The sequence below is a fragment of the Blastococcus sp. TF02A-26 genome (assembly GCF_003319125.1).
In the GTDB taxonomy this organism is placed as follows: Bacteria; Actinomycetota; Actinomycetes; order Mycobacteriales; family Geodermatophilaceae; genus Trujillonella.
The window spans coordinates 26,249-50,651 of record NZ_QOHG01000017.1 but is presented as its reverse complement, the minus strand read 5'-3'; the positions used below and the strand labels follow the sequence as shown (position 1 = coordinate 50,651).

Genomic DNA, 24,403 nt, shown 5'->3' with positions numbered 1-24,403 from the left:
CGCATGAGCCACGACCGTGCCCGTACCGACGGGCTCGTCCCCGCGCTGGAACTGCGGGGCATCAGCAAGCGCTACGGGCCGGTCGTGGCCTGCGACGCCGTGGACCTGACCGTCCAGCGCGGTGAGGTCCACGGCCTGCTCGGGGAGAACGGCGCCGGCAAGTCCACGCTCATGAAGGTCCTCATGGGCCTCGTGCACGCCGACGCCGGCGAGGTGCACCGCGACGGCCGCCGGGTGGAGATCGACACCCCCCTGCAGGCCGCCGAGCACGGGCTCGGCATGGTGCACCAGCACTTCAGCCTGATCGAGCCGCTCACCGTCTGGGAGAACGTCGCGCTCGGCGAGCCCGGCCGCATCGACAAGGACGCCGTGTGCGCCGACGTCGAGGCGGTCGGGAAGCGCTACGGCCTGGTCGTCGACCCCACCAGGACGGTGGAGCGGCTCTCGGCCGGCGAGCGGCAGCGGGTCGAGCTGATCAAGGCCCTCCGGCGCGATCCGCGGGTGCTGATCCTCGACGAGCCCACCTCGGTGCTCACCATCGCCGAGTCCGCCGCCCTGTTCGACGTGCTGCGCACCGCGGTCGCCGCCGAGGGCCGCGGCGTCATCCTGATCAGCCACAAGCTGGCCGAGATCACCGCGGCCACCGACGTCGTGTCGGTGCTGCGCCGCGGGCGGCTGGCGTTCTCCTGCCGCACCGCCGACACCTCGGCCCCGGAGCTGGCCCGACAGATGGTCGGCCGCGACGTGTCGCTGCACGCCGAGGGCGCCGCCCTGGGGCTCGTGGTCACCGACGACCCGGCCAAGCACCTGAGTCCCGTGCTCGCGGGCGGCCTGGACGCCGTCCCCGCCGAGCCGCCGGCCCCCCAGGTGTCCGCCGACGTCCAGGGCACCGCCGCGCTCGCCCTGCACGGGCTGTGCGTGACCGGACCCGACGGCCGGGTGCTGCTGGACTCCCTCGACCTGGAGGTGGCGACCGGCGAGATCGTCGCTCTCTACGGCGTCGAGGGGAACGGGCAGGCGACCCTGGGCGACCTGCTCTCGGGCCTGCTCGAGCCCGACGCCGGCACCGTGCGGGTCGACGGCACCGACGTCGTGCTCGACCGCCCGGGTGCGCTGCACGAGGCGGGCGTCGGCGTGATCCCCGAGGACCGGCACCGCTCCGGCGTCGTCCTGGACATGAGCGTCGCCGAGAACCTCGTCATGACCGACCTGCGCCGGTACAGCGGCCGGCTGCTGATGCGCCGGGCGCAGGTCCGCGCCCAGGCGCAGGAGCTGATCGAGCGGTTCGCCATCCGGACCCCCTCGATCGACGCCCCGCTGCGCACGCTGTCCGGCGGCAACCAGCAGCGCGTCGTCCTGGCCCGCGAGCTCTCCGCCGGGCCCACCGTCCTCGTCGCCGCGCAGCCCACCCACGGGTTGGACGTCGGGGCGATCGAGGACATGTACGCCCGGCTGCGCGAGGCGGCGGCCTCGGGCGTGGCCGTCCTGCTCATCTCGACCGAACTGGAGGAGGTCATGGCGCTGGCCAGCCGCATCGCGGTCATCTCGTCGGGCCGGATCACCGGTGTCCTCGACGTCGCCGAGGCCTCCCCGCAGCGCCTGGGCATGCTCGTCGGGGGTGAGGCGGCGTGACCGGTCCCGCTCCCGTCCGCCGGCCCCTGGCCAGCTACGTCGTCGGCAGCACCGGGCTGCGCCGCCCCAGCGCGGATGCGTGGCGGACGGCCGGCATCACGGTCGGCTGCGTCGCCCTCGCGATGGCGCTGGCCGCGCTGCTCGTCACGATCTCCGACGGGTCGCCCTCGGAGGTGGTCGACGCGCTCTACACCGGCAGCATCGCCGACGCCGCCGGCTGGTCGCAGACGTTCGTCAACGCCGCTCCCCTGCTGCTGGTCGCGCTGGGCGCCTGCATCGCCAACCGGGCCGGGGTGTTCAACATCGGCCAGGAGGGCCAGCTGCTCATCGGCGCGATGGTGGGCTGCTTCGTCGCCCTCCGCCTGCAGGGGCCGGCCTGGCTGGTCATCACCGTCGCGCTGGTCGCGGCCGCGGCCGGCGGCGGCGCCTGGTCGGGGATCAGCGCGGCGATGTACTACACCCGCGGGGTCAACGTCGTCGTCACCACGCTGCTGCTGACCTTCGTCGCCGCCCAGGTGGTGCAGTTCGCCGTCCTCAGCCCGTCGCTGCTGCAGGAGCAGGGCATGGGCAACGGGCCGGCCCGGCCGCAGTCCGACGCCGTGCCGGAGTTCCTGCGGCTGGCCAGCTTCGGCCAGTACCCCGACCTCACCATCGGGGTCGGGGCGATCCTGGCGGTGGTCGCCACCGTCGTCCTGGCCGTGCTGCTCGGCCGCAGCCGCTGGGGCTTCCGGCTCAGCATGCTGGGGCTCAACCCGCTGGCCGCCCGGCACGCGGGCATCCGCGCCTCCCGGCTCGGCGGCTCGGCCCTGGTGCTGTCGGGGGCCTTCGCCGGCCTCGCCGGCGGGGTCATCCTGATGGGCACGGTCTTCCGGCTCCAGCCCGCGATCTCCAACAACTTCGGGTGGGACGGCCTGCTGGTCGCCCTCGTCGCCCGCAGCCGTCCCGGCCTGGCCCTGCCGGTCGCGGTGCTCTTCGGCGGGCTGCGGGCCGGTTCGAGCTACCTGGCCTCCACCGGCGTGCCCAGCTACCTCGTCGACGTCATCCAGGCGCTGCTCGTCCTCGCGTTCGTCGTCCCGCCGGTGCTCTCGGCGCTGTGGGGACGCCGCATCCGCAACCGCGGTGCGGTCCCCGAGTCCCCGGCACGGCCGTCGGCCGCCGCGCCCGCCAAGGAAGAGGTGCCGGTCTGATGTGGCTCGACGACGGCGGCACGGTGCTCGCCAGCGCCCTGCGCCTGACCGCCCCGCTGGCCTTCGCCGCGTGCGGCGAGTACCTGGCCGAGCGCGCGGGGACGTTGAACATCTCCGTCGAGGGCATGATGCTCTCCGGCGCCTTCGGCGCGATCGCCGTCGGCAGCGCGACGGGCAGCCCCACGGTGGGCCTGTTCGCCGGTGCGCTCGTGGGCCTGCTCGTCGCCCTGGTCCACGCCAACCTGTCGCACCGGATCCAGATCAACACCTTCGTGGTGGGTCTGGTGATCAACATCTTCGTGCTCGGGATGACCAGCTTCCTGCTGCAGACGACGGAGTTCAGCCGCTCGCAGGTCGGGGTGCTGCGCGTCCCCGGCCTGGCGGAGATCCCGCTGCTGGGCGTCCTGTTCGAGCAGCGCTGGCCGTTCTACCTGCTCCTGCTCGTCGTCCCGCTCACCTGGTTCCTGGTCAACCGCACCCGGTGGGGCCTGGAGCTGCGCGCGGTGGGGGAGAACCCGCAGGCCGCGGACGTCAGCGGCATCAAGGTGAACGTCCGCCGGCGCCAGGCGCTCATGTGGTGCGGCGTGATGTCGGGCCTCGGCGGGGCCTACCTGTCGGTCGGCCTGGTCGGCTCGTTCAACAACAACATGACCGCGGGGCGCGGCTTCATCGTCATCGCCGCGGTGATCTTCGGCGCGTGGCGGCTCAAGGGCACCCTGCTCGGCTGCTTCCTCTTCGGGGCCGCCGACGCGCTGCGCCTGGCCCTTCCGTCGCTCGGCGTCGAGCTGAACGCCCAGCTGCTGGTCGCCGCCCCGTACCTGCTGGCCCTGGCGGTCATGGTGGTCATGGCCAAGTCCCAGCGCGAGCCCCGCGCCCTGAGCAAACCGTTCGAGAGAGGGCTCGTGTGAGCCCGCACGGCACCGTCGCCGACGCAGAAAAGGAGCACCCCGCATGACCGAGACCCGACTGACCGAGGCCCGCTGGACGCACGTGGCGCTGCCCTGCGGCGACCTGGACGCCTCGATCGAGTTCTACACGTCGCTCACCCCGCTGGTCGTCGTCGAGCGGTTCGCCGACGACGACGGCGAGAGCGCGTGGCTGTCCAACGACAAGCAGGCCGACTCCCCGTTCGTGCTGGTCCTGGTGTCGTTCAACAGCGCCAAGGGGGGCAAGCTCGGCCTGCTCAAGCCCTTCGCGCACCTGGGCATCGAGGTCCCCAACCGCGAGGACGTCGACGCGATCGCCGACAAGGCGCGCGAGGCGGGCACGCTGCAGTGGGAGCCGCGCGACATGCCCGGCGTCGTCGGCTACATCTGCGCGCTCAACGACCCCGACGGCAACGTCATCGAGATCTCGCACAACCAGAAGGTGTACGAGCTGGTGCGCGGCAAGTGGGGCACGGGTGCCTGAGTGAGCGACACCCGCGGCGCCGTCCTGGACTACCTGGCGGCCCTCAACGACGGCGACGCCGACGCCGTCGCCGCCCGCGTGACCGAGGACTTCGTCAACGAGCACACCAGTGCCCGGGGGCGGAGCCTCACCGGCCGCGCGGCGTACCGGGAGCGGCTGCCGGGCTTCCTCGGCACGTTCGCCGACCTGCGGTACGAGGTCGAGGAGCTGCTGGTGGACGGCGACCGCGCGGCGCTCGCCTACCGGATGACCGCGCGCATGCAGCGCGACGGCGCCCCCGAGGTGCCCGTCGACGTGCGCGGGGTCTTCCGGTTCCGCGTGCGCGACGGCCTGGTCGCCGCCCGCGCGGACTACTGGGACGGGGAGGTGGTCGCCGCCCAGATCGAGGCCGCCGACGCAGCGGCCCGCTGACCCTCCTGCACCACCCTCGACCCACCCGCGTCGGCAACAGACCGGGATGGGGGAGCGCGGCGACGACGCCCGCTGGATCCCGCCGTTGCATGCCGATCGGGCGTGCCGCGGAACCGGGACGCCCGGCCGGACCCTGTGTCGGTCCTCCCCGGGAGAAGCCAGTGAAGAGCATCCAGTACCGCGTCCACGGCGACGTCGACGTCCTCGAGGTCGCCGAGTCCGACGTCCCCACCCCCGGCGCCGGCGAGGTGCTCGTCGCCGTCGCCGCCTGCGGCCTCAACCACCTCGACGTCCTCCAGCGCCGGGGCCCCGCCCTCATCCCCGGCTTCGACCTGCCGCACGTGGCCGGCATGGACGTGGCCGGCACCGTGGTCGGCCTCGGTCCCGACGTCGACCTCGACGCGTTCCCGGACGCCCGCTCCGGCACCCGGGTCGTGGTCAACCCCGCCGTCCCCTGCGACGACTGCCCGGCCTGCCGCAGCGGCGCCGACGGGCTGTGCGGCACCGCGCGCGTCGTCGGCGGCAACGTCGCCGGCGGGTACGCCGAGTACGTCGTCGTCCCGGCGGCCAACGTGCACCGGGTGCCCGACGGCGTGGACCTGGTCGAGGCGGCGCTGGTCCCGACGATCTGGATGACCGCCTGGCACGCGCTGGTCGAGGTGGCGGCCGTCCAGGCCGGCGAGACCGTGCTCGTGCACGCCGGTGCCAGCGGCGTCAGCACCGCGGCGATCCAGCTGGCGAGAGCGGCCGGCGCCCGGGTCCTCACCACCGTCAGCAGCCCGGGCAAGGTCGCCTACGCCGAGGCCCTCGGCGCCGACCTGGTGGTGGACACCTCGACCACGGACCTGGTCGGTGCCGCCCGCGGCTTCACCGACGGCCGCGGGGTCGACCTCGTCGTCGACCACGTGGGGCCCGCGGTGTGGGATGCCTCGGTCTACAGCATGGCGCCCCGCGGCCGGATGGTCTTCCTCGGCAACACCACCGGCGACCGGACGTCGTTCGACCTCGTCTACGCCTACCACTTCGGGCTGCGGTTCCTCGGCTCGGACCCCTACGACCGCCGCGAGTTCGCACCGATGCTCGAGCGGTACTGGAGCTCGGGCTTCCGCACGCCGGTCGACAGCGAGTTCGCCCTGACCGACGCCGCGGCGGCGCAGCGGCACATGGAGTCGCGGCGGGCCACCGGCAAGATCGTGCTCCGGCCGTGAGTGCGCCACCCGTCGGGCCCGGCCCGGTCTGGGACGCGGTCAACGGCCTGGCCGCGTTCGGGGCGCTGGGAGCCGCGCTCGAGCTCGGCCTCGTCGACGCCCTGGCCGACGGCGGGTTGCCCGCGCCGGACCTCGCCGCGGCGGTGGGGGCGGCCGACGACGGCGCCGTGGAGCTCCTGGCCGAGCTGCTGGTCTCGCTGGGCCTGCTGACCACCGACGGGGTCGCCTTCGGCCTCACGCCGGTGGCCGAGCGCTTCCTGACCCGGGACTCACCGGCGTCGATGGCGGCCCTGGCGACGCTGTCGCCCGGCCCCTGGTCGGGCTGGCAGCAGCTGGCCGGGACCATCCGCAGCGGGTCGGTGCCCGCCGGGACGGCCGCCGACCTGACCGCGATGTACCCGGACCTGGTCCGCGCGACCGCGCCGACCCAGCGGGCGGTGGCGACCGGCGTCGCCGCGGCCCTGGCCGAGCGCGGGCTGTGGCCCGAGGCGCCCCACGTCGTCGACCTGGGTTGCGGCTCCGGCGCCTGGCTGACCGCGCTGCTCGCCGACCGCGCGGACGCCACGGCCGTCGGGGTCGACCTGCCCGGCGTCCTCCCGGTCGCCGCGTCGAGGGTCGACGACGCCGGCCTCTCCGCCCGGGTGACGCTGATCGAGGGCGACTACCTCGAGGTGGATCTGCCGGCCGGGTGCGCCCACGTCGTCGTCCTCGCCCACGTGCTGCGCGCCGAACCGCCCGAGCGGGCCCGGCAGCTGCTGGCCCGGGCGGTGGACCTGGCCGCGCCCGGCGGGGTGGTCGTGGTCGCGGACTACCCGCGCCCCGACCGCGCCGCGGAGCCCGACCCGGGCCGGGACGCCGTCCTCGCCGCGGCCCGCCACGAGCTCGTGCTCTCGCTGACCATGGCCGCCGCGACGCCGGGCCGCGGCGTCACCGTCGCCGACCTGCGCGCCTGGGCCGCCGGCTGCGGCGCCGAGCTGACCGACGTCCTCCAGCCGGTGCCCCGCCAGACCGTCTTCCTGATCCGCACCGCCCCCGCCACCGAGAGGGATGAACCATGACCGAGAACCGCACCGCTCCGGCGGGCGAGCCCTGCGACACCCTCGTGCTCGGCTCGCACGTCGTCACCATGGACGACGAGCGCCGGGTCCTCCGCGACGGCGCCGTTGCGATCCGCGACGGCCGGATCGTCGCCGTCGGCCCGGCGGCCGAGCTGTCGGCCCGCTGGGACGCCCGCGAGACGCTCGGCGGCGAGCGGTTCGTCGTCACCCCCGGGCTGATCAACACCCACGTGCACATCACCGGCGAGCCGTTGACCCGCGGCTTCGTGCCCGACGACACCCCGTTCCTCGAGAACGTCTTCGAGTGGCTCACCCCCATCCACACGCACTACACGGAGGAGGACGAGCACGTCTCCGCGCAGCTGGCCGCGCTGGAGATGCTCAAGTCGGGGACGACGGCGTTCCTGGAGGCGGGGACCGTCCGCTTCATCGACCCCGTCGTCGACGGGCTGTCGGAGATCGGCATCCGGGCGCGCGTCGGCCCGTGGGCGTGGGACCTGGTGGGCGACTACGAGGCGCTGCGCATGACGACGGCCGAGGCCGTCGGCGCCATGACGTACGCGATGGACACCTACGGCTCGGCCGCCGACGGCCGGGTGCAGGCCTGGCCCATCGTCATCGGCCACACCACCTGCAGCGACGAGCTCTGGCAGACCGCCAAGCGGATGTCCGACGAGCGCGGCACGGGGATGAGCGCGCACATGTCCCCGGCCGCCATGGACCCCGAGGGCTTCCTCGCCACCTTCGGTCAGCGGCCGATGATCCACCTCGACGAGATCGGCGTCCTCGACCGGAACGTGCTGCTCACCCACGCCGTCCACGTCGACGACTCGGAGATCGCCGCCCTGGCGCGCACCGGCACCTCGATCGCGCACTGCCCGACCACGGCGCTCAAGGTCTCCTACGGGGTCACGCAGATCGGGAAGTTCCCCGAGATGGTGGCCGCCGGGGTCAACGTGGCCATCGGCACCGACGGCAACAACGCGTCGAACTACCACGACCTGATGCGGGCCACCTACCTCGTCGCGGGCCTGTTCAAGGACGCCCGCCGGGACGCGACGATGTTCCCGGCCGAGGACGCGTTCGCCATGGCCACCCGCAACGGCGCCCGCGCCCTGCAGGCCGAGGACGAGCTCGGCTCGCTGGAGGTCGGCAAGCAGGCCGACCTGGTGCTGCACGACACCAACCGCCCCGAGTGGCGGCCGCTGCACAACGTGGCCAACCAGCTCGTCTGGTCCGCCGACGGCCGCGGGGTGCACACCGTGCTCGTGGGTGGCCGGGCGGTGGTCGAGGACTACCGCTGCACCACCGTGGACGAGGACGACCTGCTGCACCGGGCGCAGGCCTGCGGCGAGGGCGTCGTCGCCCGCTCCGGACTCCCCGACCGGGCCAAGTGGCCCACCCACTGAAGTCCCACCCACCGAAGGAGGAACCCGTCATGCCCCAACTGACCGAGGCCCGCTGGACCCACGTCGCCATCCCCGTGCGCGACATCGACCGGTCCATCGAGTTCTACACGTCCGTGACCCCGCTGGTCCTGGTCCAGCAGAACGCCGACGAGAGCGGCCGCAGCGCGTGGCTCTCCAACCCCGGCCAGGTGGAGACGCCGTTCGTGCTGGTGCTCGGGGAGTTCATCCCCGAGGTCGGTGCCCGCTTCGGCATCGTCGACGGCGTCCCCGACCCGACGTTCTCGCCGTGGGCGCACATCGGCATCGAGCTGCCCAACCGCTCCGACGTCGACGACGTCGCCGCCAAGGCCAGGGAGCTCGGCCGGCTGCAGTGGGAGCCCACGCAGATGGCCGAGCACATCGGCTACATCTGCGCCGTCCTCGACCCCGACGGGAACGTCCTGGAGTTCTCGCACAACCAGAAGGTGTTCGCGACCATCCAGGACCTCTGGGGCTGATCCCCGCCGTCCGCCGACCCCGCCCGCCGCTCCCGGTGGGCGGGGCCTCCGGCGTGCGATGGCGACGCGGCCGACACGGTGGTCCCGCCGTGCGACGTGGCGGTGGTGCAGGGGGCAATGCGGCGGTACTGCCCGGATCGGTGGTTCACGGGACGGGACGGTGTCTCTTAGAGTGAGACGCATGCGCACTCGGCGGATCGGTCCCTGGCAGGTCGGCTCGGTCGGCCTCGGTGCGATGCACCTCTCCAGCCGCCCCGACCGGCCGGCGCACGCCGACGCGGCGGCGACGATGCACGCAGCGCTCGACGCCGGGGTGACCGTCGTGGACACCGCCGACGTCTACTGCCACGACGACACCGAGATCGGCCACAACGAGCGCCTGGTGGCCGACGCGCTGCGGACGTGGTCCGGCGACGCCGGCGAGGTCCTGGTGGCCACCAAGGGCGGCCTGGCGCGCCCCGGTGGCGGCTGGGACTTCTGTGGCCGCCCCGAGCACCTGCACGCCGCCGCCCGGGCCAGCGCCCGGGCGCTGGGGGTCGAGGCGATCGGGCTGTACCAGCTGCACTGGCCCGATCCGTCGGTGCCGTACGCGGAGTCGGTCGGAGCCCTGGCCGAGCTGGTGGACGCCGGGGTGGTGCGCACCGTCGGTGTGAGCAACGTCGACGTCGCGAAGCTCGACACCGCGGCCGGGGTCCTGGGGGACCGGCTGGTCAGCGTGCAGAACCCGTTCTCCGTCGAGGACCGCTGGGGCGAGCCGATGCTGCGCCGCGCCGAGGAGCTGGGCCTGGCCTTCCTGCCCTACACCCCGCTGGCCGGGGTGGCCGGTGACGGTGCGCGGGCGCTCGCCACCCGGGAGGTGGCCGCGGAGCTCGGCGTCTCGCCCCAGCGGGCGGCGCTGGCGTGGCTGCTGGCGCACTCGCCGGCCGTGGTGGCCATCCCGGGCTCGACCCGGCCGGAGTCGATCCGGGACAGCGCCGCGGCGGCCGACCTCGACCTCTCCGCGGAGCAGGTCCGCCGGATCGACGACGCCCCCGCGGACCCCGCTCGTCCCACCACGTTCGCCCACTGACGAGGCACCCGTCTCACGTTCCGTGACGTCGTCTCGTATTGCTTGACAAGACGCCGTCTCGCATCGAAGGATCGCCGACATGGACCTGCTCGCGACGCCCTGGGGGCTGGCACGCCGGGAGGGCGACGAGGTCGCCGTCCTGGACCTGCCGCACCGGGACGTCGGGGCGCTGGTCCGCGACACCGGATCACTGGCCTCCGCGGGCACCGCGCGCGTCGTCCGCCGGCTCCCCGCCGACGAGGCGCTGGCCGCCGCGCTCCCGCCTCTCCCGGCGCCCGGGACGGTCTGGGGAGTGGGGATGAACTACCACTCCAAGGCGCAGCTGACCGGCCGGGAGGTGCCCGCCGAGCCGATCCTGTACGTGTCGGCCGCCTCGTCCGTGGCCGGCCCGAACGGCCTCCTGCCACACCCGGCCGGCGTCACCGGCCAGCTGGACGCCGAGGCCGAGATCGCCGTCGTCCTGGGCCGCCGCCTGCACCGGGCCTCCGAGCGCGAGGCGTGGGCCGCCGTCGCGGGCGTCACGGCCGGCAACGACCTCACCGCGCGCGACGTCATGAAGGCCACCGGCACGCCCGCGCTGGCCAAGAGCTTCCCCGGCTGCACCCCGCTCGGCGCCTCGGTGCTCGACGCGCGCTCGCTGGCCGACGCCGGGTCGATCGGCGTCCGCGGCTCGGTGAACGGCGTCCGGCACCAGGACGGCACGAGCGCGGACATGATCTGGTCGATCCCCGAGCTGCTGGCCCGGATCTCCTGGTACGCCGCGCTCGAGCCCGGCGATGTGTTCCTGAGCGGCACGCCCGCGGGGACCGGCCAGGACCGCGGCTGCTTCCTCGTCCCCGGTGACGTCGTCACCGTCGAGGTCGACGGCGTGGCGCCGCTGACCACCACGATCTCGTCCGCCGCCGCACCGGCCGTCCCGGTGCCGCGCGCGGACAGCGTCCCGGCGCACTGACGCGCCCCCCGACCCCCGCCGTCCCCGAGCACACGGAGCCCACCGCATGTCCGCACCCGCCGACACCCGCACGGACGCCGCGAGCGCCGTCCACGACGTCGTCCTGACCGGCGGGCGGGTCCTCGACCCGGCCAACGGCATCGACGGCCGCTACGACGTCGCCGTCAGCGACGGCCGGATCAGCGCGGTCGCCCCGACCATCGACGGCCCGGCGACCGAGCGGATCGACTGCACCGGCCGGCTCGTGCTGCCGGGCCTGGTGGAGGGCCACACGCACATCTTCGAGAAGGTGTCGAAGGTCGGCGCGAACCCGGTCGAGGCCCACCTGCGCCGCGGCGTGGTGGCCGCGGCCGACGCCGGCACCGCGGGCGCCTCGACGTTCGACGCCTTCAAGAAGTTCGTCGTCGAGCCCAGCGGCATGCGGATCCTGAGCTTCCTCAACGTCTCGGTCCTCGGGCTCATCGACTTCCGCTTCGGCGAGCTGCTCAACCCCGACACCCTGGTGCCCGAGGACGCGCTGCAGGTCGCCGCGGAGAACCCGGACATCGTCCGCGGTTTCAAGATCCGGCTCTCGACCGACGTCGTCCCGGCCGAGCAGTGGCGCCCGCTGCTGGAGAAGTCGCTGGCCATCGGCGAGCAGGCCGGCCTGCCGCTGATGGTGCACATCGGCGAGACCCCCGAGCCCCTGGCCGAGGTGCTGCCCTACCTGCGGCCCGGCGACATCGTGGCCCACTGCTACACCGGCAAGGAGTACAACATCCTCGAGGGCGGGGCGGTCCAGCCCGCCGTCGCCGAGGCGCGTGCCCGCGGGGTGCTGTTCGACTCGGCCCACGGCAAGAGCAACCTGAGCTACGACGTCGCCCGCCCGGCGATCGCCGCGGGCTTCCTGCCGGACATCGCCTCCTCCGACACCAGTGGCCGCAACTGGCGCGGCCCGGTCTTCGACCTGCTCACCAGCCTGTCGAAGCTGGTCGCGCTCGGTGCGCCGCTGCCGGAGATCGTGAAGCGCGCGACGATCGACCCGGCGCGCCTGCTGGGCATCGCCGACGAGGGCTACGGTGCCCTGACGGTGGGCAATCCCGCGCACGTCACGGTGGTCGAGGAGGTCGGCGAGCAGGTGCTGCCCGACGCCGCCGGCAACTCGATCGTGGCGCCCCGCTTCGAGCCGGTGACCGTGCTGCACGCCGGCGCGCCGGTGGAGCTGGTGCCGTGGCGCGGGCTCGGGGCCTGAGCGGCTCCGGAAGCCTCGGGACAGGAGGTCGGCGGTGAGCGACGTCCACCGGGCGAGGGCGGGGCTGCGGGCCGCCCTCGCCTCCGGGGAGCGGGTGACCGGGCTCTTCGTGAAGATGCCCTGTCCCGACGTCCTGGAGCTGGCCACCTCGGCCGGCTTCGACTTCGTCGTCGTCGACCTGGAGCACTCGACGCTGGCCGAGGACGAGGCGTTCACCCTGCTCCGCTACGCCGACGCGCTGGGCCTGCCGGCGCTGGTCCGGCTGGCCCGTGTGGACCCGCCGCTGGTCAACCGGGTGCTGGAGGCCGGCGCGGTGGGCATCCAGCTGTCGATGCTCACCTCGGTGGCCCAGCGCGAGGAGCTCCAGGCCGCGGTCGCCTACGGCCCGGCCGGCCGGCGGTCGGTCAGCCTGGCGCACACGGCGGCGGACTTCGGCGGGATGTCGCTGGGCGACTACCTGGTCACCGAGCGGAGCGAGCCGCCGCTGCTCGTGGGTCAGATCGAGTGCCGGACCACCGACCCGGTGGAGCAGGTGGTGGCGGGCCTGGACGTGGCGTTCGTCGGCACCACCGACCTGACCGTCGCCCTGGGACTGGACCCGGCCGACGCCGGGGCCATCCGCGCCGAGGTGGACGCGGTGGCCGCCGCCGCGCGTGCGGCCGGGGTCGTGTTCGGCGGCTGGGCGCCCCGGCCCGACGCCGCCGAGGGGCTCGGCCTCGGCTCGGCGGCCTACCTCGTGGTCGGTTCCGACCTGCAGTTCCTCGGCGCCGCGCTCCGTGCCGCGGCACCCGTCCGCCCGACGCCCCCGCCGTCCCCGGAGACCCGATGAGCACCGACAGCACCCCGTCGCGCAACGCCGCCCTGTTCGGGCGGGTGGTGAACTGGGACGACATCCCGGAGCAGACCGTCCGGCCGGGCGTGCGGCGCAAGGTCTACAGCACCGACGAGATCATGATCGCCTGGCACAGCCTGGACGTCGGCATGACGTTGAACCCGCACTCGCACGCGGACTTCGACCAGCTCGTCCACATCGCCGAGGGCGTCTGCGACTACCACGTCGCCGGGACGCCGCACCGGATGCGGGCAGGGTCCTTCCTGCTGGTCCCGGCGGGCGCCCAGCACTACGTGGAGCCGCTCGAGGGGCCCTGCGTGAACATCGACTTCTTCGTGCCGCCGCGGGCCGACTTCGCCTCCGCGCTCGGCTGGCTGACCGCGGCCCCTCCCGCCGGCTGACGTCCGTCGGCCCCGCCGCGAGCTCGCGAGTGGTGGGGGGCAGTGGGGTCCTTCTTCAGCCGGCGGGGGTCGGGTCCTCGGTGCCCAGGTGGGCCGAGATCTCCTTGGCCGTCTGCACCAGCGCGGCGGCCATCGGGCTGTGCACGTCCGGGTCGATCGACGCCGTCGTCCCCACGATGGCGACCGCGCCGACCAGCGACGGACCCTGGAACACCGGGGCGGCCAGGGTGCGCACGCCGTTGACCGCGGGCACGTTCACCGAGACGCCCGCGGCGCGCACGGCGTCGATCTCGGCGCGCAGCTCGGGGTCGCGCTTGAGCGCCCGGGGCAGCCCGGCGACCTCCTCGGGCCGCAGCCAGGCGCAGAAGACCCGGCCCTGGGCCGACTGCACCGGGTCCAGCCGGGAGCCCACCCGCACGCTGATCCGGATCACGCGGTCGGTGTTGTCGACCGAGCGGACGACGATCGGCGACTCGCCGTCCCACACCGACAGGACCACGGTCTCGTCGACCTGGTGCAGCAGCCGCTCCATGAACGGCTCGGCCGCGCTGACGATCGGCAGGCCGGCCCTGGCGGCCGCGCCGAGGGTCAGCACCTGGGGGCCGAGGGAGAACAGCGCGGAGCGCTCGTCGTAGCGCAGCAGCTTCGCCGCCCGCAGCGCCTTGGTGTAGCGGTGGGCGGTCGCCTTGCTGGCGCCCAGGCGCTGGGTGATCTCGTTGAGGCTGAGGTAGGGCTTCGCGGGGGTGAAGGCGTCGAGGATGAGCGCGGCCCGCTGCACCGTCTGGATGGTCGGCGCGGCGGCGTCGCCGTCGCGTGCCGGGCGGCTGGCGGGCTCGGACACGGGGGTGCTCCTCGGAAGGCGGTGGGGGCCGACGAGAACCGTTCTTGTCTCCCGTCGTGAGACAGCATCCTGACCGTCGAGACGGGAACGGTCAACGCCGGTGCCGCAGGCGGCCTCTCCGGCATCGCCACCGGTCGACTGGTTGACACCCGGGACCCGGCAGCACATGCTCAGTACCGCCATGCGAGACAGCGTCTCGCATGTGTTTCAGACGAGTTACCGCATCATCGTGCCGCCCCCGCTCCGGCGGGGGAGACGGGAGCCTCTGTGACGTCGCCCAGCCCCCACCCCGCGCCGGACGCTGCTGCGCCGCTGGTCGTGCAGGACTGGGAGCGCCTCTCCTTCCGCGTGCACCGCCGTGCCTACCGGGACGCCGACCTCTTCGCCGCCGAGCGTGCGCGGATCTGGGAACGCACCTGGCTCTACCTCGGCCACGAGACCGAGCTGGGCCCCAACGACTTCAAGGTGCGCACCCTCGGCGGCCGCCCGCTGATCTTCACCCGCGACGCGAAGGGCGAGCTGCACGCCTTCCTGAACAGCTGCCCGCACCGCGGGACCGTGCTGTGCCGGGAGACCCAGGGGACCAGCAAGCACTTCAACTGCTTCTACCACGCGTGGGCGTTCCACAACACGGGCGAGGTGGCCGCCATCCCGGACCCGTCGGCCTACGCCGACGAGGAGTACAAGGCCAGCATGCGGCTGCGCGAGGTCGCGCGGCTCGAGGTCTTCGAGGGCTTCGTCTTCGTCTCCTTCACCGACGACGTCCCGCCGCTGGTCGACCACCTCGGCCCCGCCGCGGACTACATGCGGATGATCGGCGAGCAGCACGTCGCCGGCATGGAGGTCCTCCCCGGTACGCAGCTGTACGGCGTCCGCGGCAACTGGAAGCTCGCCGTCGAGAACGCGATGGACGGCTACCACTTCTCGCCGACCCACAACACCTTCGTCGGCTACCTGCGGGAGAGCGGCTTCGCCGTCGACGACGACGACCAGTACGCCTACAACCTCGGCAACGGCCACTCGCTGCTCATCCTCACCGGCCACGGCGGGCGGATCAGCATGCTGTGGGAGCCGCGCTTCGGCGAGGACGAGCGGGTCCGCACGGCCGAGCACCGGCGCGAGATGGAGCAGCGCCTGGGCTCCGAGCGGGCGCACCTGGTGGCCGACGAGAGCCACATCCTGTTCGTCTTCCCCAACCTGCTGCTGTTCGACCTCGAGGGCCTGTCGATCCGCCAGCTCGAGCCGGTCGCCCCCGGGCACACCGACGTCCGCGCCTGGCAGCTCGCGCCGCGCGGCGAGGACCCCGCCGTCCGCGACCTGCGGATGCGCACGATGGTCAGCTTCGTCGGCCCCGGTGGCCTGGCCACCCCCGACGACATCGAGGCCTACGAGGCCGTGCAGCGCGGCATCGAGGCGACCGCCGGCGACGGCCGCGCCGAGCTCGACTACAGCGACATGTCCCGCGGCATGGCCGACGACGGGACCGGTCGGCGCGGCCGGTCCACCGACGAGGGCGCGATGCGCGGCTTCTGGCGGCACTGGGCGACGGTCGTCGGCGCCGGCGGACCGGTCGACGTGGGCACGCCACCGGCGGGGCACCCCGAGCCGACGCCGCTGCCGAGCAAGCGGCCGCACGGTCTGGACGAGATCCTCGCCGGGCTGGAGACCGGGAACGAGGTGGCGGCCCGATGACCGCGCTGGACACGGCCCTGCCTGGCTCCACCCGCACGGTGACCCGCGCCGAGGTCGAGGACTTCCTCTTCGCCGAGGCGGCGCTGCTCGACGCGCAGCGCTACGAGGAGTGGCTGGGCCTGTTCGTCGAGGGCGGCCGCTTCGAGATCCCGACGACGGACGCCGGGGACACCCCGGCCAGCCAGGGCGGCTACTTCGTCTGCGACGACTGGGACCTGCTGCGCGCCCGCGTGAAGCGGCTGCGCAGCCGCAAGGCGCACGCGGAGAACCCGGCCTCGCTGACGCACCGGATGATCGCGAACGTGCGGCTGCTGGAGCGCGACGGCGACGAGCTCTCCGTCGCGGCGAACTTCCTCGTGCACCGCGCCCGTGACGGCCACACGAACGCCTTCCCCGGCCGCTACGCCCACCGGCTGCTGGTCACCGAGGACGGGCTGCGCTTCCGCCTGCGCCGGTCGGTGCTGGCGCTGGAGCGGCTCGAGGCCGGGGCCCGGCTCTCCTTCATCCTCTGAGGAGGACCGCATGATCCACCACACCGTCGCCTTCCGGTTCCAGCCCGAGGTCGACCAGCCGACCATCGACGCGCTGCTCGCCGAGCTCGACGGCTTCCCCGCCGAGTACCCCGCCATGCGGCGGTGGTCCTCCGGGGTGAACCGCAGCGCCCGCGACGACCGCTTCACGCACGCCTTCTCCGTCGAGTTCGACACCGAGGCCGAGCTCGTCGCCTACCTGTCCAGCGCGCGGCACGAGCGCTTCGTCACCGAGGTGTTCCGCCCGGTCGTCGCCGAGCGCGCCATCGTCAGCTACGAGTACACGCCCAGCGCAGGAGACGCCATGACGCAGCCCGCCCGCCCGCACGGCCCCTACGGCATGGAGTACGCCCGCATCGAGGTGCCCGACCTCGACGAGACCATCGAGTTCCTCGAGTACCACGTGGGCCTGCAGGTCGAGGAGCGGACGGCGGAGCGCGCCTACCTGCGCACCGACATCGAGCACCACTGCATCGAGCTCATCGCCGCGCCGCACCGCGAGATCGGGCACACCGTCGCGGTCGGCTACAGCGTCGAGAACGCCGAGGTGCTCGGCCAGATCCAGAAGCGGGTCGTCGACGCCGGGCTGGAGGTGCTGGAGCTCGAGGAGCGCCAGCGCGGCCTGTGCGACGACGGCTTCGCCGTCCGGGACCCCGACGGCATGCTCGTGGAGCTCTTCGTCGAGTTCCAGGAGTACGCCGAGGCGCCGCACGTCGAGCTGCGGCCGGTCGACCTCGTGCACCCGTTCCTCATCACCGAGAAGTTCGACGAGATGGTCGGCTTCTACCAGGGCGTGCTCGGGTTCATGGCCAGCGACCACGTCGTCGGGTCGACGACGTTCTTCCGCTGCGAGGACCGCTACCACCACAGCCTGGCCATCTCGCGCAGCCGCGGCGAGGGCTCCTTCGTGGGCCACCTGTGCTTCGCGATGAAGAGCCTCGACCACGTCATGCGGATGCGGGCCCGGGCGCTCTACAAGGACCGGCCGATCGTGTCGGACATGGTGAACCACTCGGCGTCGACGTCGATCGCGTTCTACATGCACGACCCGAAGTACGGCCCGCGCTACGAGCTGTGCGACGCGCACCGGGTGTTCACGCCCGAGGAGCACGAGACGCACCGCGCCCGGAAGATGACCGCCGACCCGCGCAACATCGACGTCTGGCGGCCGGCCAGCGACGACTGGGGCCGTTTCTGAGCAGCACCGGGCACGCGACCGGGGGCGGCGGGGACCTGGTCCTCGCCGCCCTCGGCGTGCTCGCCGCGACCCCCGCCCCGCACGGCGGCGAGCGGCCCGCGGCGGAGGCGTTCGCGGCCTGGGGTCGCGGCGCACTGCCGGTACTGGACTGGTCCGTCACCCCCGTCGGAGAGGCCGGCGCGAACGTCGTCGTCACGCTGCCGGGCGACGGGCCGCCGGCGCTGCTGCTGGTCTCCCACCTGGACACGTCGCTGTCGGGGCTGCCCGCCGTCGACGCCCCGGTCACCGGGCGGGCCGATGCCCCGGGCCCGCTGCGGGTGGACGACGGCGAGGTGAGCGGGCCCGGCCTCGGGGTGGCCCGTGGCCCGGCCGCCACCGCGCTGGCCGGGCTGGCGCGGGCGGCCGAGCGGCTGATCGGTCCGCACCGCACCGTCCAGTTGCTGCTCGCCGGCTCCGGCACCCACCGCAGCGCGCTGCCTCCGGGACCACCCCCCGGAGTGGTCCGGCCCTCCTCCTCCGCGGGCGCCGTGGCGCACCTGGCCGGGCAGCCACGCCCGGACGCCGTCCTGGTGGCCAAGGCCGGACCGCCGGGGGTGCTGCGCGCCGAGCCGGGTGCGGGGTACCTGCGGCTGACCGTCACCGGCCGGATGGGCGCCGCCCTGACGCCCACGTCGGCCGATCCGGTCGGCGGGGTGCTCGTGCACGCCGGCACGGTGCTGGAGGCCGTCGGCCGGTGGCGGGTGGCCTTCCGCACCGCCCGCCGGGGTCGCCCCGACGGGCTCGCCGGCGAGCTGGGTCTGGGCGCCCTCTCGGGCGGGCTGGCCGACAAGCCCGACCTGCTGCCCGCCGTGCTGGACCTGCGGCTGTACGCGGTGACCGTGCCGGGGGACGACCTCGCCGTCCTCGGCGCGGAGCTGGCCGCGGCGGTGCGTGCCGACCTGGCGCGGACGCCGCTGGCCGGGTGCGCCGTCGAGGTCACCGCGGAACCGCTGCACCCGGCCGGGGTCACCGCCGCCGACGCTCCGGTGGTGCGGGCCGCTGAGGCCGCCTGGGGTCGTCGCCGGCCGGAGCCGCCGGTCGCCGTCCGAGACTGGACCGGGTCGACCGACGGCGTCGTCTTCCGCGCGGCCGGGATCGACACCGCGCGCTGCGGTCCGGCGGCGTGGCCGGACCCGGCGGATCCGCGCCGCGACCGGTTCGCGCTGGCCGAGCTCGACGCGTTCGCCGACCTCTACGCCGACGTCGCGGTCACCCTCGCCACCCCCTGAGGCATGGGAAGCGATCCCCGCGTCCTGGGCGCCGAGACGTGGGGATCGCTTCCCATGCCCCAGAATCAGCCGAGGGGTTCGGCCGCGGGGGTGGTCTTCAGCGCGGCCTGCACGTCGCGGTTGGCCGGCAGTGCCCCCCGGGCCCCCGCGCCGGTCGTGGACAGCGCGGCGGCGGTGACCGCGTACCGCACCGCCTCGGCGAGCTCCTGACCGCGGGCCAGCGCCTGGCACAGCGCTCCGCAGAAGCAGTCCCCGGCGCCGGTGGTGTCCACCGGCGTGACCCGCGGCGGTGCCTGCAGCAGCGGCGCCCCGCCGTCGGCCGGGACGACGACCGCGCCGCGGGCCCCGAGGGTCACCGCGACCGCGGTCCCGGCGCCGACCAGGTCGCGGGCGAGCGTGGCGACCTCCCGGGGGGAGCGCTCGGTGTCCGGGACGCCGGCCAGCGCGGCCAGCTCGTGCTCGTTGGGGACCAGGACGTCGACCCGCTCCAGCAGCTCCGCGGGCAGCGGCGCCGGCGGGGCGGGGTTGAGCACCACGGTGCCGCCGGAGAGGCGCGCCGCGGCGGTCACGGTCTCCATGGGCACCTCCAGCTGCAGCAGCAGGACGTCGGCGCGCTGCACCGGCGGGACGTCGACGTCCTCGGGCGTCAGCACCGCGTTGGCGCCCGGCACGACGACGATGAGGTTCTCGCCGGTGCCCGCCTCCACCGGGATGGTCGCCGTCCCGGTCGGGATGCCCGGCGTGCGCTGCACCCGGCTGACGTTCACCCGGCACTCGGCGAGCGCGGCCTGCATCCGCGCCCCGGCGGGGTCGTCGCCGACCCGGCCCACCATGTGCACGCCCGGGCCCAGGCGCCCGGCGGCGGCCGCCTGGTTGGCGCCCTTGCCGCCCGGCGCGGTGCTCGAGGCGCTGCCGATGACGGTCTCGCCGCGACCGGGCAGGCGGTCGACGGTGATGAGCACGTCCTCGTTGAGGCTGCCGACGACGGTGACGGACACGCGGGGACTCCTGGGCTGGGAGGGGCGGACAGCGGACGGCGGCGGGGCCCGAGGGCACCCGCCGCCGCCTGGGTCAGGAAACTATGCCTACAGACCCCAGTTCATGTCCGGCACGGCGGCGCTCGCGATGTGCGAGATGCGCTCCACGTCCTCCTTGTCGCTGCGGTCGCTGTCGCGGCCCTGGACGACGGAGTTCTTGCCGAAGTCCTCGACCAGCGGGCGGCCGACGTCACGGCGCAGCCACAGCCGCAGCAGGTGGCGCCGGCGCTCGACCTCGGGGAAGTCCTCGTAGGAGGTCCGCGAGTGCAGGGCGGCGTAGTTCAGCAGCCACTGCACGTCGCCGGGCTGGAAGTCCATGTCGATCGGCAGCCCGGCCTCCTGCGAGACCTCGTCGTAGAGGGCCAGGAGCTCGCGCTGGGCGTCGGTCAGCCGCGGCACGTCGGGGAACCGCTGCGCGGACTCGATCATCGAGCTGCCCGCGTAGCTGGAGAAGACGCCGTCCACCCAGCTGCAGATCGGCGAGGTGTAGTAGTCCGCCGGGGCGTCCTTGTCCTGCGCCTTCCAGTCCCAGTACCAGGTCTCGAACAGCAGCGGCGCCAGGTCGGGACGGCGGCGCAGGATCTCGTTGTAGATGGTCGCGCCGCTGACCAGGCTGCTGGACCCACCGGCCTTGGCGCCGCGCAGGCACATCAGAGCCACGACGTCGGAGCTGTCGGAGTGGAAGGGCAGCCGGTCGCGCACGCGGGAGGGCAGCGCCCCGTCGGCCATCGTGAGGTTCGAGGTGGCGATCACGTGGTCGAGCAGGTCGCCGACCTCGTTCTGCTTCATCGGCACGCCCAGGTGCAGGCCGATGACGAAGAAGATGGCGCTGGCCAGGACGTCGCCGTACTCCTCGGTGCGCAGGCCGCGGACGAGGATGAAGCCGCGGCCGCTGTCGAGCTGGCGGGCGACCTCCTCCAGGTGCCCGGCGTTGGCCGGGATCGGGTACTGCTCCGCGGTCACCGCGCGCAGGTCGGGGTCGTCGGCGACGAACCGGCGGCCCACCTCCTCGAGCTCGGTGCGCTCGGCGTCGGAGAGCTCGTAGATCCACTCGGTGGACCGCGAGAGGACGTCGCCGCGCCAGGCGGCGGGGCCCTCCACGGGGGAGAGCGAGACGGTGCTGGTCATGGGTTCCTCCACGGGGACTGGGGTGCGCGGGGACGGCGTGCGGGAGCAGGGGATGCGCCTGGAGCCCGCGGACGTCGGCAGACGTCAGCGGGCTGAGGGGGGTCCGGCTAGAAGGGGACCTGCACGGCCCCGGCGGCGGTGCCGGGACGGATGCTCGGACGCAGGGACGGGGCGGAGGGGCCGGCTGCGGTCACGGTCTGCCTCCCCGGGATGTGCCTGCGCGAGCTGTGTCGACGACGCTAGGGCACGGTCGCCGGGACCGTCAAGAGAGACGACGTCCCGCATCGCGAGATCGATGCGGGACGTCGGTCGAGCGGGGGGAGGGGGTCAGGACGGCGTGTCCGCGCCCTCGCCCCCGGCCTCGTCGGCGCCCTCCGCGGGCTGCTCCGGGTGCGGGGTGCGGCCGCTGCCCTCCTGACCGGGCTCCTGCTCGCCGCTCTCGGCGGGCTGCTCGGGGTGCGGCGTGCGGCCGCTGCTCGACTCGCTCATCGGGGGACCTCCTCGTGGTCGACGTCCCGCCCTGTATCCGCTGGTCCGGCCGGGTAACCCGACCGGCCGGGGCGGCGGGCCCACAGCGGCAGGGCGTACCAGGTGACGGCACCGGTCAGCAGGACCAGCCCGCCGCCGGCGAACGCGGCCCCGCGGCCGAGCGCGACGTCCAGGACGAGCAGGGTGCCGCAGGTGATCGCGATGACCAGCATGGCCAGCCCGGCCCGGAGCAGCAGGTCGGCGACCCGGATCAGCGTGGCCTTCTGCCGCCGCCGGAACACCAGCCGGTGGAACGACACCGGGGCGATGAGCAGCACGGTCGCGAGCGCCGTCGTCAGCAGGGTGACCGTGTAGACGGCGACGCCGAAGTCGTCGAGGTCGGCGAAGCGCTGGGTGAAGGCGAGGCCGAGCAGGAAGGCGAACAGCACCTGCACGCCGGTGATCGCCACCCGCAGCTCCTGGAGGAGCTCGGCGAGGTTGCGGTCCAGCAGCTGGTCGAGGCTCTCGCCGCGGGCCTCCGCGCTCCGCTCCGCGGCCGAGGGGTCGAAACGGCTGCGCGGCTGGTCTCCCACGCCGTCCACCCTGCCCGACCGGGGCGGTTCCCGGGCGGTCCCCCTCGGGTAGGTCGGGAGCGGCGACGACCGAGGAGGACGCATGGCCGACGAGGACCCCGACACCATCCGCCGCGAGTTCGGGGAGGCGGTGAACATGACGCCGAAGCAGCTCGAGGACTGGCTGCAGACCGAGGAGTCGCAGTCCGTGGGTCAGAAGAGCGGCGGATCGGGCGAGTCCACCGGGCACGAGTCCGGGCGCCGGATCGTGGAACTGCTGAGGACGAAGAAGGACGACCTGACCGACGACGACCTCGCGCACATGCGGAAGGTGCACGGCTACGTCCAGCGGCACCTCGCGCAGGGACCGAGCACGGACGTCGAGACCTCCAACTGGCGGTACTCGCTCATGAACTGGGGTCACGACCCACTGGAGAAGAGCTAGGAGCCCGATGCGGCGGAACGACCCCCGGCGCAACGACAACGCGCAGTACGACGAGCTCGCCGACCAGTGGTGGGAGCCCGCCGGCGGGTTCGCGATGCTGCACTGGCTGGCCGCCGCCCGCGCCGAGCACATCCCGCCGGCCGCCGCGAACGGCGCCGTGCTGGTGGACCTGGCCTGCGGCGGGGGCCTCATGGCGCCGCACGCGGCCCGGCTGGGCTACCGGCACGTCGGCGTCGACCTGAACCTGTCCGGGCTCCGGACGGCGCGCGAGCACGGCGTGCTGGCGGTGCGCGGCTCGGTGCTGCAGGTCCCGCTCGCCGACGCGTGCGCCGACGTCGTGGTCGCGGGCGAGGTGCTCGAGCACGTCGAGGACGACGTCGCCGTGCTCGCCGAGTGCGCCCGGCTGCTGCGGCCGGGCGGCACCCTGGTCGTCGACGCGATCGCCGACACCCGGCTGGCCGGCTGGATCGCCGTCGACCTGTTCGAGCGGATCCCCGGCGGCCCTCCGCCCGGGATCCACGACCCGGCCCTGTTCGTCGACCGGCGCCGGTTGCTGGCCGCGGCCGACCGGCTCGGCCTGGACCTGCGGCTGTGGGGACTGCGGCCGTCGGTGCGGGACCTGGTGGCCTGGCGGCGGGGCCGGCGGGCGACCGTGCGGATGCGCCGTCTCCCGCTCACCAGCGTCCTGTTCGCCGGCTCGGGCGTGAAGCGCGCCACGGTCGCCGCGGCGGGACCGGGTGGGCACGACCCGGTGAGGCGGCACGGATCGCCGTCCCCGCCTACCGTCGTGACATGAGCGCCTGGCTGAACAGCGCGGACGTCCGGGGACCGCGGTGGTGAGCGCGGTCGTCACGGGGTCGGGCCAGGCGCTGCCGGCCACCCTGGACCAGGACGCCGCGTGGGAGGGCTTCTTCGCCCGCCACTACGAGGGGGTGCGGGCGGCGAAGCGGATCTTCGCCGGTGCCGGCGTGCGCAGCCGGCACGCCGTGGCCAACCCGATCGACGAGGACCTCAGCGGCTGGGGCACCGGTGCGCGGATGGCGCGCTACGTCCAGGAGGCGCTGCCGCTGGGCAAGCAGGCGGTGGCCGGCGCGCTGGACAGCGCGGGCCTGTCCCCGGGGGACGTCGGCCTGTTCGCCGTCGTCACCTGCACCGGGTACGCCACCCCCGGCCTGGACATCCGGCTGGCCAGCGACCTGGGCATGCCCGACGGGCTGCAGCGGCTGCTCGTCGGGCACATGGGCTGCTACGCCGCCATCCCCGGACTGGCCGCGATCGGCGACTACGTGACCGCGCGGGCGAAGCCGGCCGTGATGCTGTGCTGCGAGCTCACCAGCCTGCACGTGCAGCCGGCGCAGCGGGACCTCGAGCAGGTCGTGGCGCACGCGCTGTTCTCCGACGCCGCCGCGGCCGTGGTGGTCGAGCCCGGCGCCGGCCGCGGGCGGCGGCTGGCCGGGGTCGTGGCCCGGACCGACAGCTCCACCGCCGACCACATGACCTGGGACGTGACCGACCTCGGCTTCCGCATGGGGCTGTCGCCGCGGGTGCCCGACGTCCTCTCCCGGCACGTGGGCGGCGTGGTCGACGAGCTGCTGTCGGACGCCGGCCTGCGGGTCGAGGACGTCGCCGGCTGGGCGGTGCACCCCGGCGGTCCGCGCATCCTCGACGTCGTCCGCGACGAGCTGGGTCTGGCCGAGGAGCAGATGGCGGCGTCACGCAGGGTGCTCGCCGAGCACGGGAACTGCTCGTCGGCGACCGTCCTGCTGGTCCTCGACGAGCTGGCCGACGCCGACGGCCCGGTCGTGGCGATGGCGTTCGGTCCCGGCCTCACGCTCTACGCCGCGCTGCTGCTCCCCGCCTAGGTCGCCGCGCGCGTCGTCGAGATGTGCGCCCCACCTGCTGGTACTACTCTCCGTGACAGGCGGCT

26 protein-coding genes are annotated in these 24,403 nt (G+C 74.3%); 21 read left to right on the top strand and 5 right to left on the bottom strand.

The genetic code is table 11. The features are described 5' to 3' along the window. Nucleotides 1-3 precede the first annotated feature (3 nt). The 14 genes from DQ240_RS17715 (at nucleotide 4) to DQ240_RS17650 (ending at nucleotide 13,297) form a co-directional block, all read left to right on the top strand. Nucleotides 4-1,632 carry an ABC transporter ATP-binding protein gene (locus DQ240_RS17715; protein WP_113840947.1) on the top strand — a complete coding sequence of 543 codons (1,629 nt, stop codon included), beginning with the start codon at nucleotides 4-6 and terminating at the stop codon, nucleotides 1,630-1,632. Next, nucleotides 1,629-2,819: an ABC transporter permease gene (locus DQ240_RS17710; protein ID WP_199589379.1), complete on the top strand. Its 1,191-nt coding sequence runs from the start codon at nucleotides 1,629-1,631 to the stop codon at nucleotides 2,817-2,819. Before DQ240_RS17715 ends, DQ240_RS17710 begins: the two co-directional genes overlap by 4 nt. Beyond that, nucleotides 2,819-3,727, top strand: a complete 909-nt coding sequence (locus DQ240_RS17705) for an ABC transporter permease (RefSeq protein ID WP_113840946.1) — start codon at nucleotides 2,819-2,821, stop codon at nucleotides 3,725-3,727. The genes DQ240_RS17710 and DQ240_RS17705 overlap by 1 nt, the downstream gene beginning before the upstream one ends. Before the next feature lie 43 nt (nucleotides 3,728-3,770). Beyond that, a complete protein-coding gene (locus tag DQ240_RS17700; protein WP_113840945.1) occupies nucleotides 3,771-4,229 on the top strand; it encodes a VOC family protein in 459 nt (152 codons plus the stop codon). Further along, entirely contained in the window at nucleotides 4,230-4,640 is a 411-nt protein-coding gene (locus tag DQ240_RS17695) for a nuclear transport factor 2 family protein (RefSeq protein WP_113840944.1), read from the top strand. It abuts the gene before it with no gap. 161 nt (nucleotides 4,641-4,801) lie between these two features. Further along, a complete protein-coding gene (locus tag DQ240_RS17690; RefSeq protein ID WP_199589378.1) occupies nucleotides 4,802-5,848 on the top strand; it encodes a zinc-binding dehydrogenase in 1,047 nt (348 codons plus the stop codon). Further along, complete coding sequence (locus tag DQ240_RS17685) at nucleotides 5,845-6,906, top strand: class I SAM-dependent methyltransferase (RefSeq protein ID WP_113840942.1); 1,062 nt, start codon at nucleotides 5,845-5,847, stop codon at nucleotides 6,904-6,906. Before DQ240_RS17690 ends, DQ240_RS17685 begins: the two co-directional genes overlap by 4 nt. Beyond that, a complete protein-coding gene (locus DQ240_RS17680; protein WP_113840941.1) occupies nucleotides 6,903-8,315 on the top strand; it encodes an amidohydrolase family protein in 1,413 nt (470 codons plus the stop codon). The genes DQ240_RS17685 and DQ240_RS17680 overlap by 4 nt, the downstream gene beginning before the upstream one ends. Nucleotides 8,316-8,344: 29 nt before the next feature. Next, nucleotides 8,345-8,812, top strand: coding sequence for a VOC family protein (locus DQ240_RS17675; RefSeq protein WP_113840940.1), 468 nt, complete (start codon nucleotides 8,345-8,347; stop codon nucleotides 8,810-8,812). 181 nt (nucleotides 8,813-8,993) lie between these two features. Beyond that, nucleotides 8,994-9,881 carry an aldo/keto reductase gene (locus DQ240_RS17670; RefSeq protein ID WP_113840939.1) on the top strand — a complete coding sequence of 296 codons (888 nt, stop codon included), beginning with the start codon at nucleotides 8,994-8,996 and terminating at the stop codon, nucleotides 9,879-9,881. A 79-nt stretch (nucleotides 9,882-9,960) separates the two neighbouring features. After that, nucleotides 9,961-10,833, top strand: coding sequence for a fumarylacetoacetate hydrolase family protein (locus DQ240_RS17665; protein ID WP_113840938.1), 873 nt, complete (start codon nucleotides 9,961-9,963; stop codon nucleotides 10,831-10,833). 46 nt (nucleotides 10,834-10,879) lie between these two features. Then, a complete protein-coding gene (locus tag DQ240_RS17660; RefSeq protein WP_113840937.1) occupies nucleotides 10,880-12,064 on the top strand; it encodes an amidohydrolase/deacetylase family metallohydrolase in 1,185 nt (394 codons plus the stop codon). Between the two features lie 34 nt (nucleotides 12,065-12,098). Further along, nucleotides 12,099-12,893, top strand: coding sequence for an aldolase/citrate lyase family protein (locus tag DQ240_RS17655; protein ID WP_113840936.1), 795 nt, complete (start codon nucleotides 12,099-12,101; stop codon nucleotides 12,891-12,893). Next, complete coding sequence (locus DQ240_RS17650) at nucleotides 12,890-13,297, top strand: cupin domain-containing protein (protein WP_113840935.1); 408 nt, start codon at nucleotides 12,890-12,892, stop codon at nucleotides 13,295-13,297. Before DQ240_RS17655 ends, DQ240_RS17650 begins: the two co-directional genes overlap by 4 nt. 55 nt (nucleotides 13,298-13,352) lie before the next feature. On the opposite strand, the gene DQ240_RS17645 is transcribed toward DQ240_RS17650, so the two are convergent. Continuing rightward, nucleotides 13,353-14,138, bottom strand: a complete 786-nt coding sequence (locus DQ240_RS17645) for an IclR family transcriptional regulator (protein ID WP_158548775.1) — start codon at nucleotides 14,136-14,138, stop codon at nucleotides 13,353-13,355. Nucleotides 14,139-14,405: 267 nt separating this feature from the next. Between DQ240_RS17645 and DQ240_RS17640 the strand changes: the two genes are divergently transcribed. The 4 genes from DQ240_RS17640 to DQ240_RS17625 are packed head-to-tail and all read left to right on the top strand — an operon-like array spanning nucleotide 14,406 to nucleotide 18,826. Further along, nucleotides 14,406-15,830, top strand: coding sequence for an aromatic ring-hydroxylating dioxygenase subunit alpha (locus DQ240_RS17640; RefSeq protein WP_113840933.1), 1,425 nt, complete (start codon nucleotides 14,406-14,408; stop codon nucleotides 15,828-15,830). Beyond that, nucleotides 15,827-16,342, top strand: a complete 516-nt coding sequence (locus tag DQ240_RS17635; RefSeq protein ID WP_113840932.1) for an aromatic-ring-hydroxylating dioxygenase subunit beta — start codon at nucleotides 15,827-15,829, stop codon at nucleotides 16,340-16,342. The genes DQ240_RS17640 and DQ240_RS17635 overlap by 4 nt, the downstream gene beginning before the upstream one ends. A 10-nt stretch (nucleotides 16,343-16,352) precedes the next feature. Further along, the gene (locus tag DQ240_RS17630; RefSeq protein WP_113840931.1) at nucleotides 16,353-17,558 is read left to right on the top strand and encodes a Dabb family protein; all 1,206 of its coding nucleotides are present in this window, start codon (nucleotides 16,353-16,355) and stop codon (nucleotides 17,556-17,558) included. A gap of 56 nt (nucleotides 17,559-17,614) precedes the next feature. Then, nucleotides 17,615-18,826 carry a hypothetical protein gene (locus DQ240_RS17625; RefSeq protein ID WP_113840930.1) on the top strand — a complete coding sequence of 404 codons (1,212 nt, stop codon included), beginning with the start codon at nucleotides 17,615-17,617 and terminating at the stop codon, nucleotides 18,824-18,826. A 65-nt stretch (nucleotides 18,827-18,891) separates the two neighbouring features. Here the strand turns inward: DQ240_RS17625 and DQ240_RS17620 are convergent, their stop codons facing one another. From DQ240_RS17620 to DQ240_RS17610, 4 genes are all read right to left on the bottom strand, one after another. Further along, nucleotides 18,892-19,824 carry a ribokinase gene (locus tag DQ240_RS17620; protein ID WP_113840929.1) on the bottom strand — a complete coding sequence of 311 codons (933 nt, stop codon included), beginning with the start codon at nucleotides 19,822-19,824 and terminating at the stop codon, nucleotides 18,892-18,894. 87 nt (nucleotides 19,825-19,911) lie between these two features. Beyond that, nucleotides 19,912-20,991 (bottom strand): TauD/TfdA family dioxygenase, encoded by a 1,080-nt coding sequence (locus tag DQ240_RS17615; RefSeq protein WP_113840928.1) that lies wholly within the window; start codon nucleotides 20,989-20,991, stop codon nucleotides 19,912-19,914. Between the two features lie 327 nt (nucleotides 20,992-21,318). Further along, nucleotides 21,319-21,480 (bottom strand): hypothetical protein, encoded by a 162-nt coding sequence (locus DQ240_RS23370; protein ID WP_158548773.1) that lies wholly within the window; start codon nucleotides 21,478-21,480, stop codon nucleotides 21,319-21,321. After that, nucleotides 21,477-22,052, bottom strand: a complete 576-nt coding sequence (locus DQ240_RS17610; RefSeq protein WP_199589377.1) for a DUF6328 family protein — start codon at nucleotides 22,050-22,052, stop codon at nucleotides 21,477-21,479. The genes DQ240_RS23370 and DQ240_RS17610 overlap by 4 nt, the downstream gene beginning before the upstream one ends. Before the next feature lie 82 nt (nucleotides 22,053-22,134). Between DQ240_RS17610 and DQ240_RS17605 the strand changes: the two genes are divergently transcribed. The 3 genes from DQ240_RS17605 to DQ240_RS17595 are packed head-to-tail and all read left to right on the top strand — an operon-like array spanning nucleotide 22,135 to nucleotide 24,338. Further along, nucleotides 22,135-22,476 carry a DUF3140 domain-containing protein gene (locus tag DQ240_RS17605; protein ID WP_113840927.1) on the top strand — a complete coding sequence of 114 codons (342 nt, stop codon included), beginning with the start codon at nucleotides 22,135-22,137 and terminating at the stop codon, nucleotides 22,474-22,476. 7 nt (nucleotides 22,477-22,483) lie between these two features. Next, on the top strand, nucleotides 22,484-23,272 hold the full coding sequence (locus tag DQ240_RS17600; RefSeq protein ID WP_113840926.1) for a methyltransferase domain-containing protein: 789 nt from the start codon (nucleotides 22,484-22,486) through the stop codon (nucleotides 23,270-23,272). Between the two features lie 40 nt (nucleotides 23,273-23,312). Beyond that, on the top strand, nucleotides 23,313-24,338 hold the full coding sequence (locus DQ240_RS17595) for a type III polyketide synthase (RefSeq protein ID WP_233498803.1): 1,026 nt from the start codon (nucleotides 23,313-23,315) through the stop codon (nucleotides 24,336-24,338). The last annotated feature ends 65 nt before the right edge of the window (nucleotides 24,339-24,403 follow it).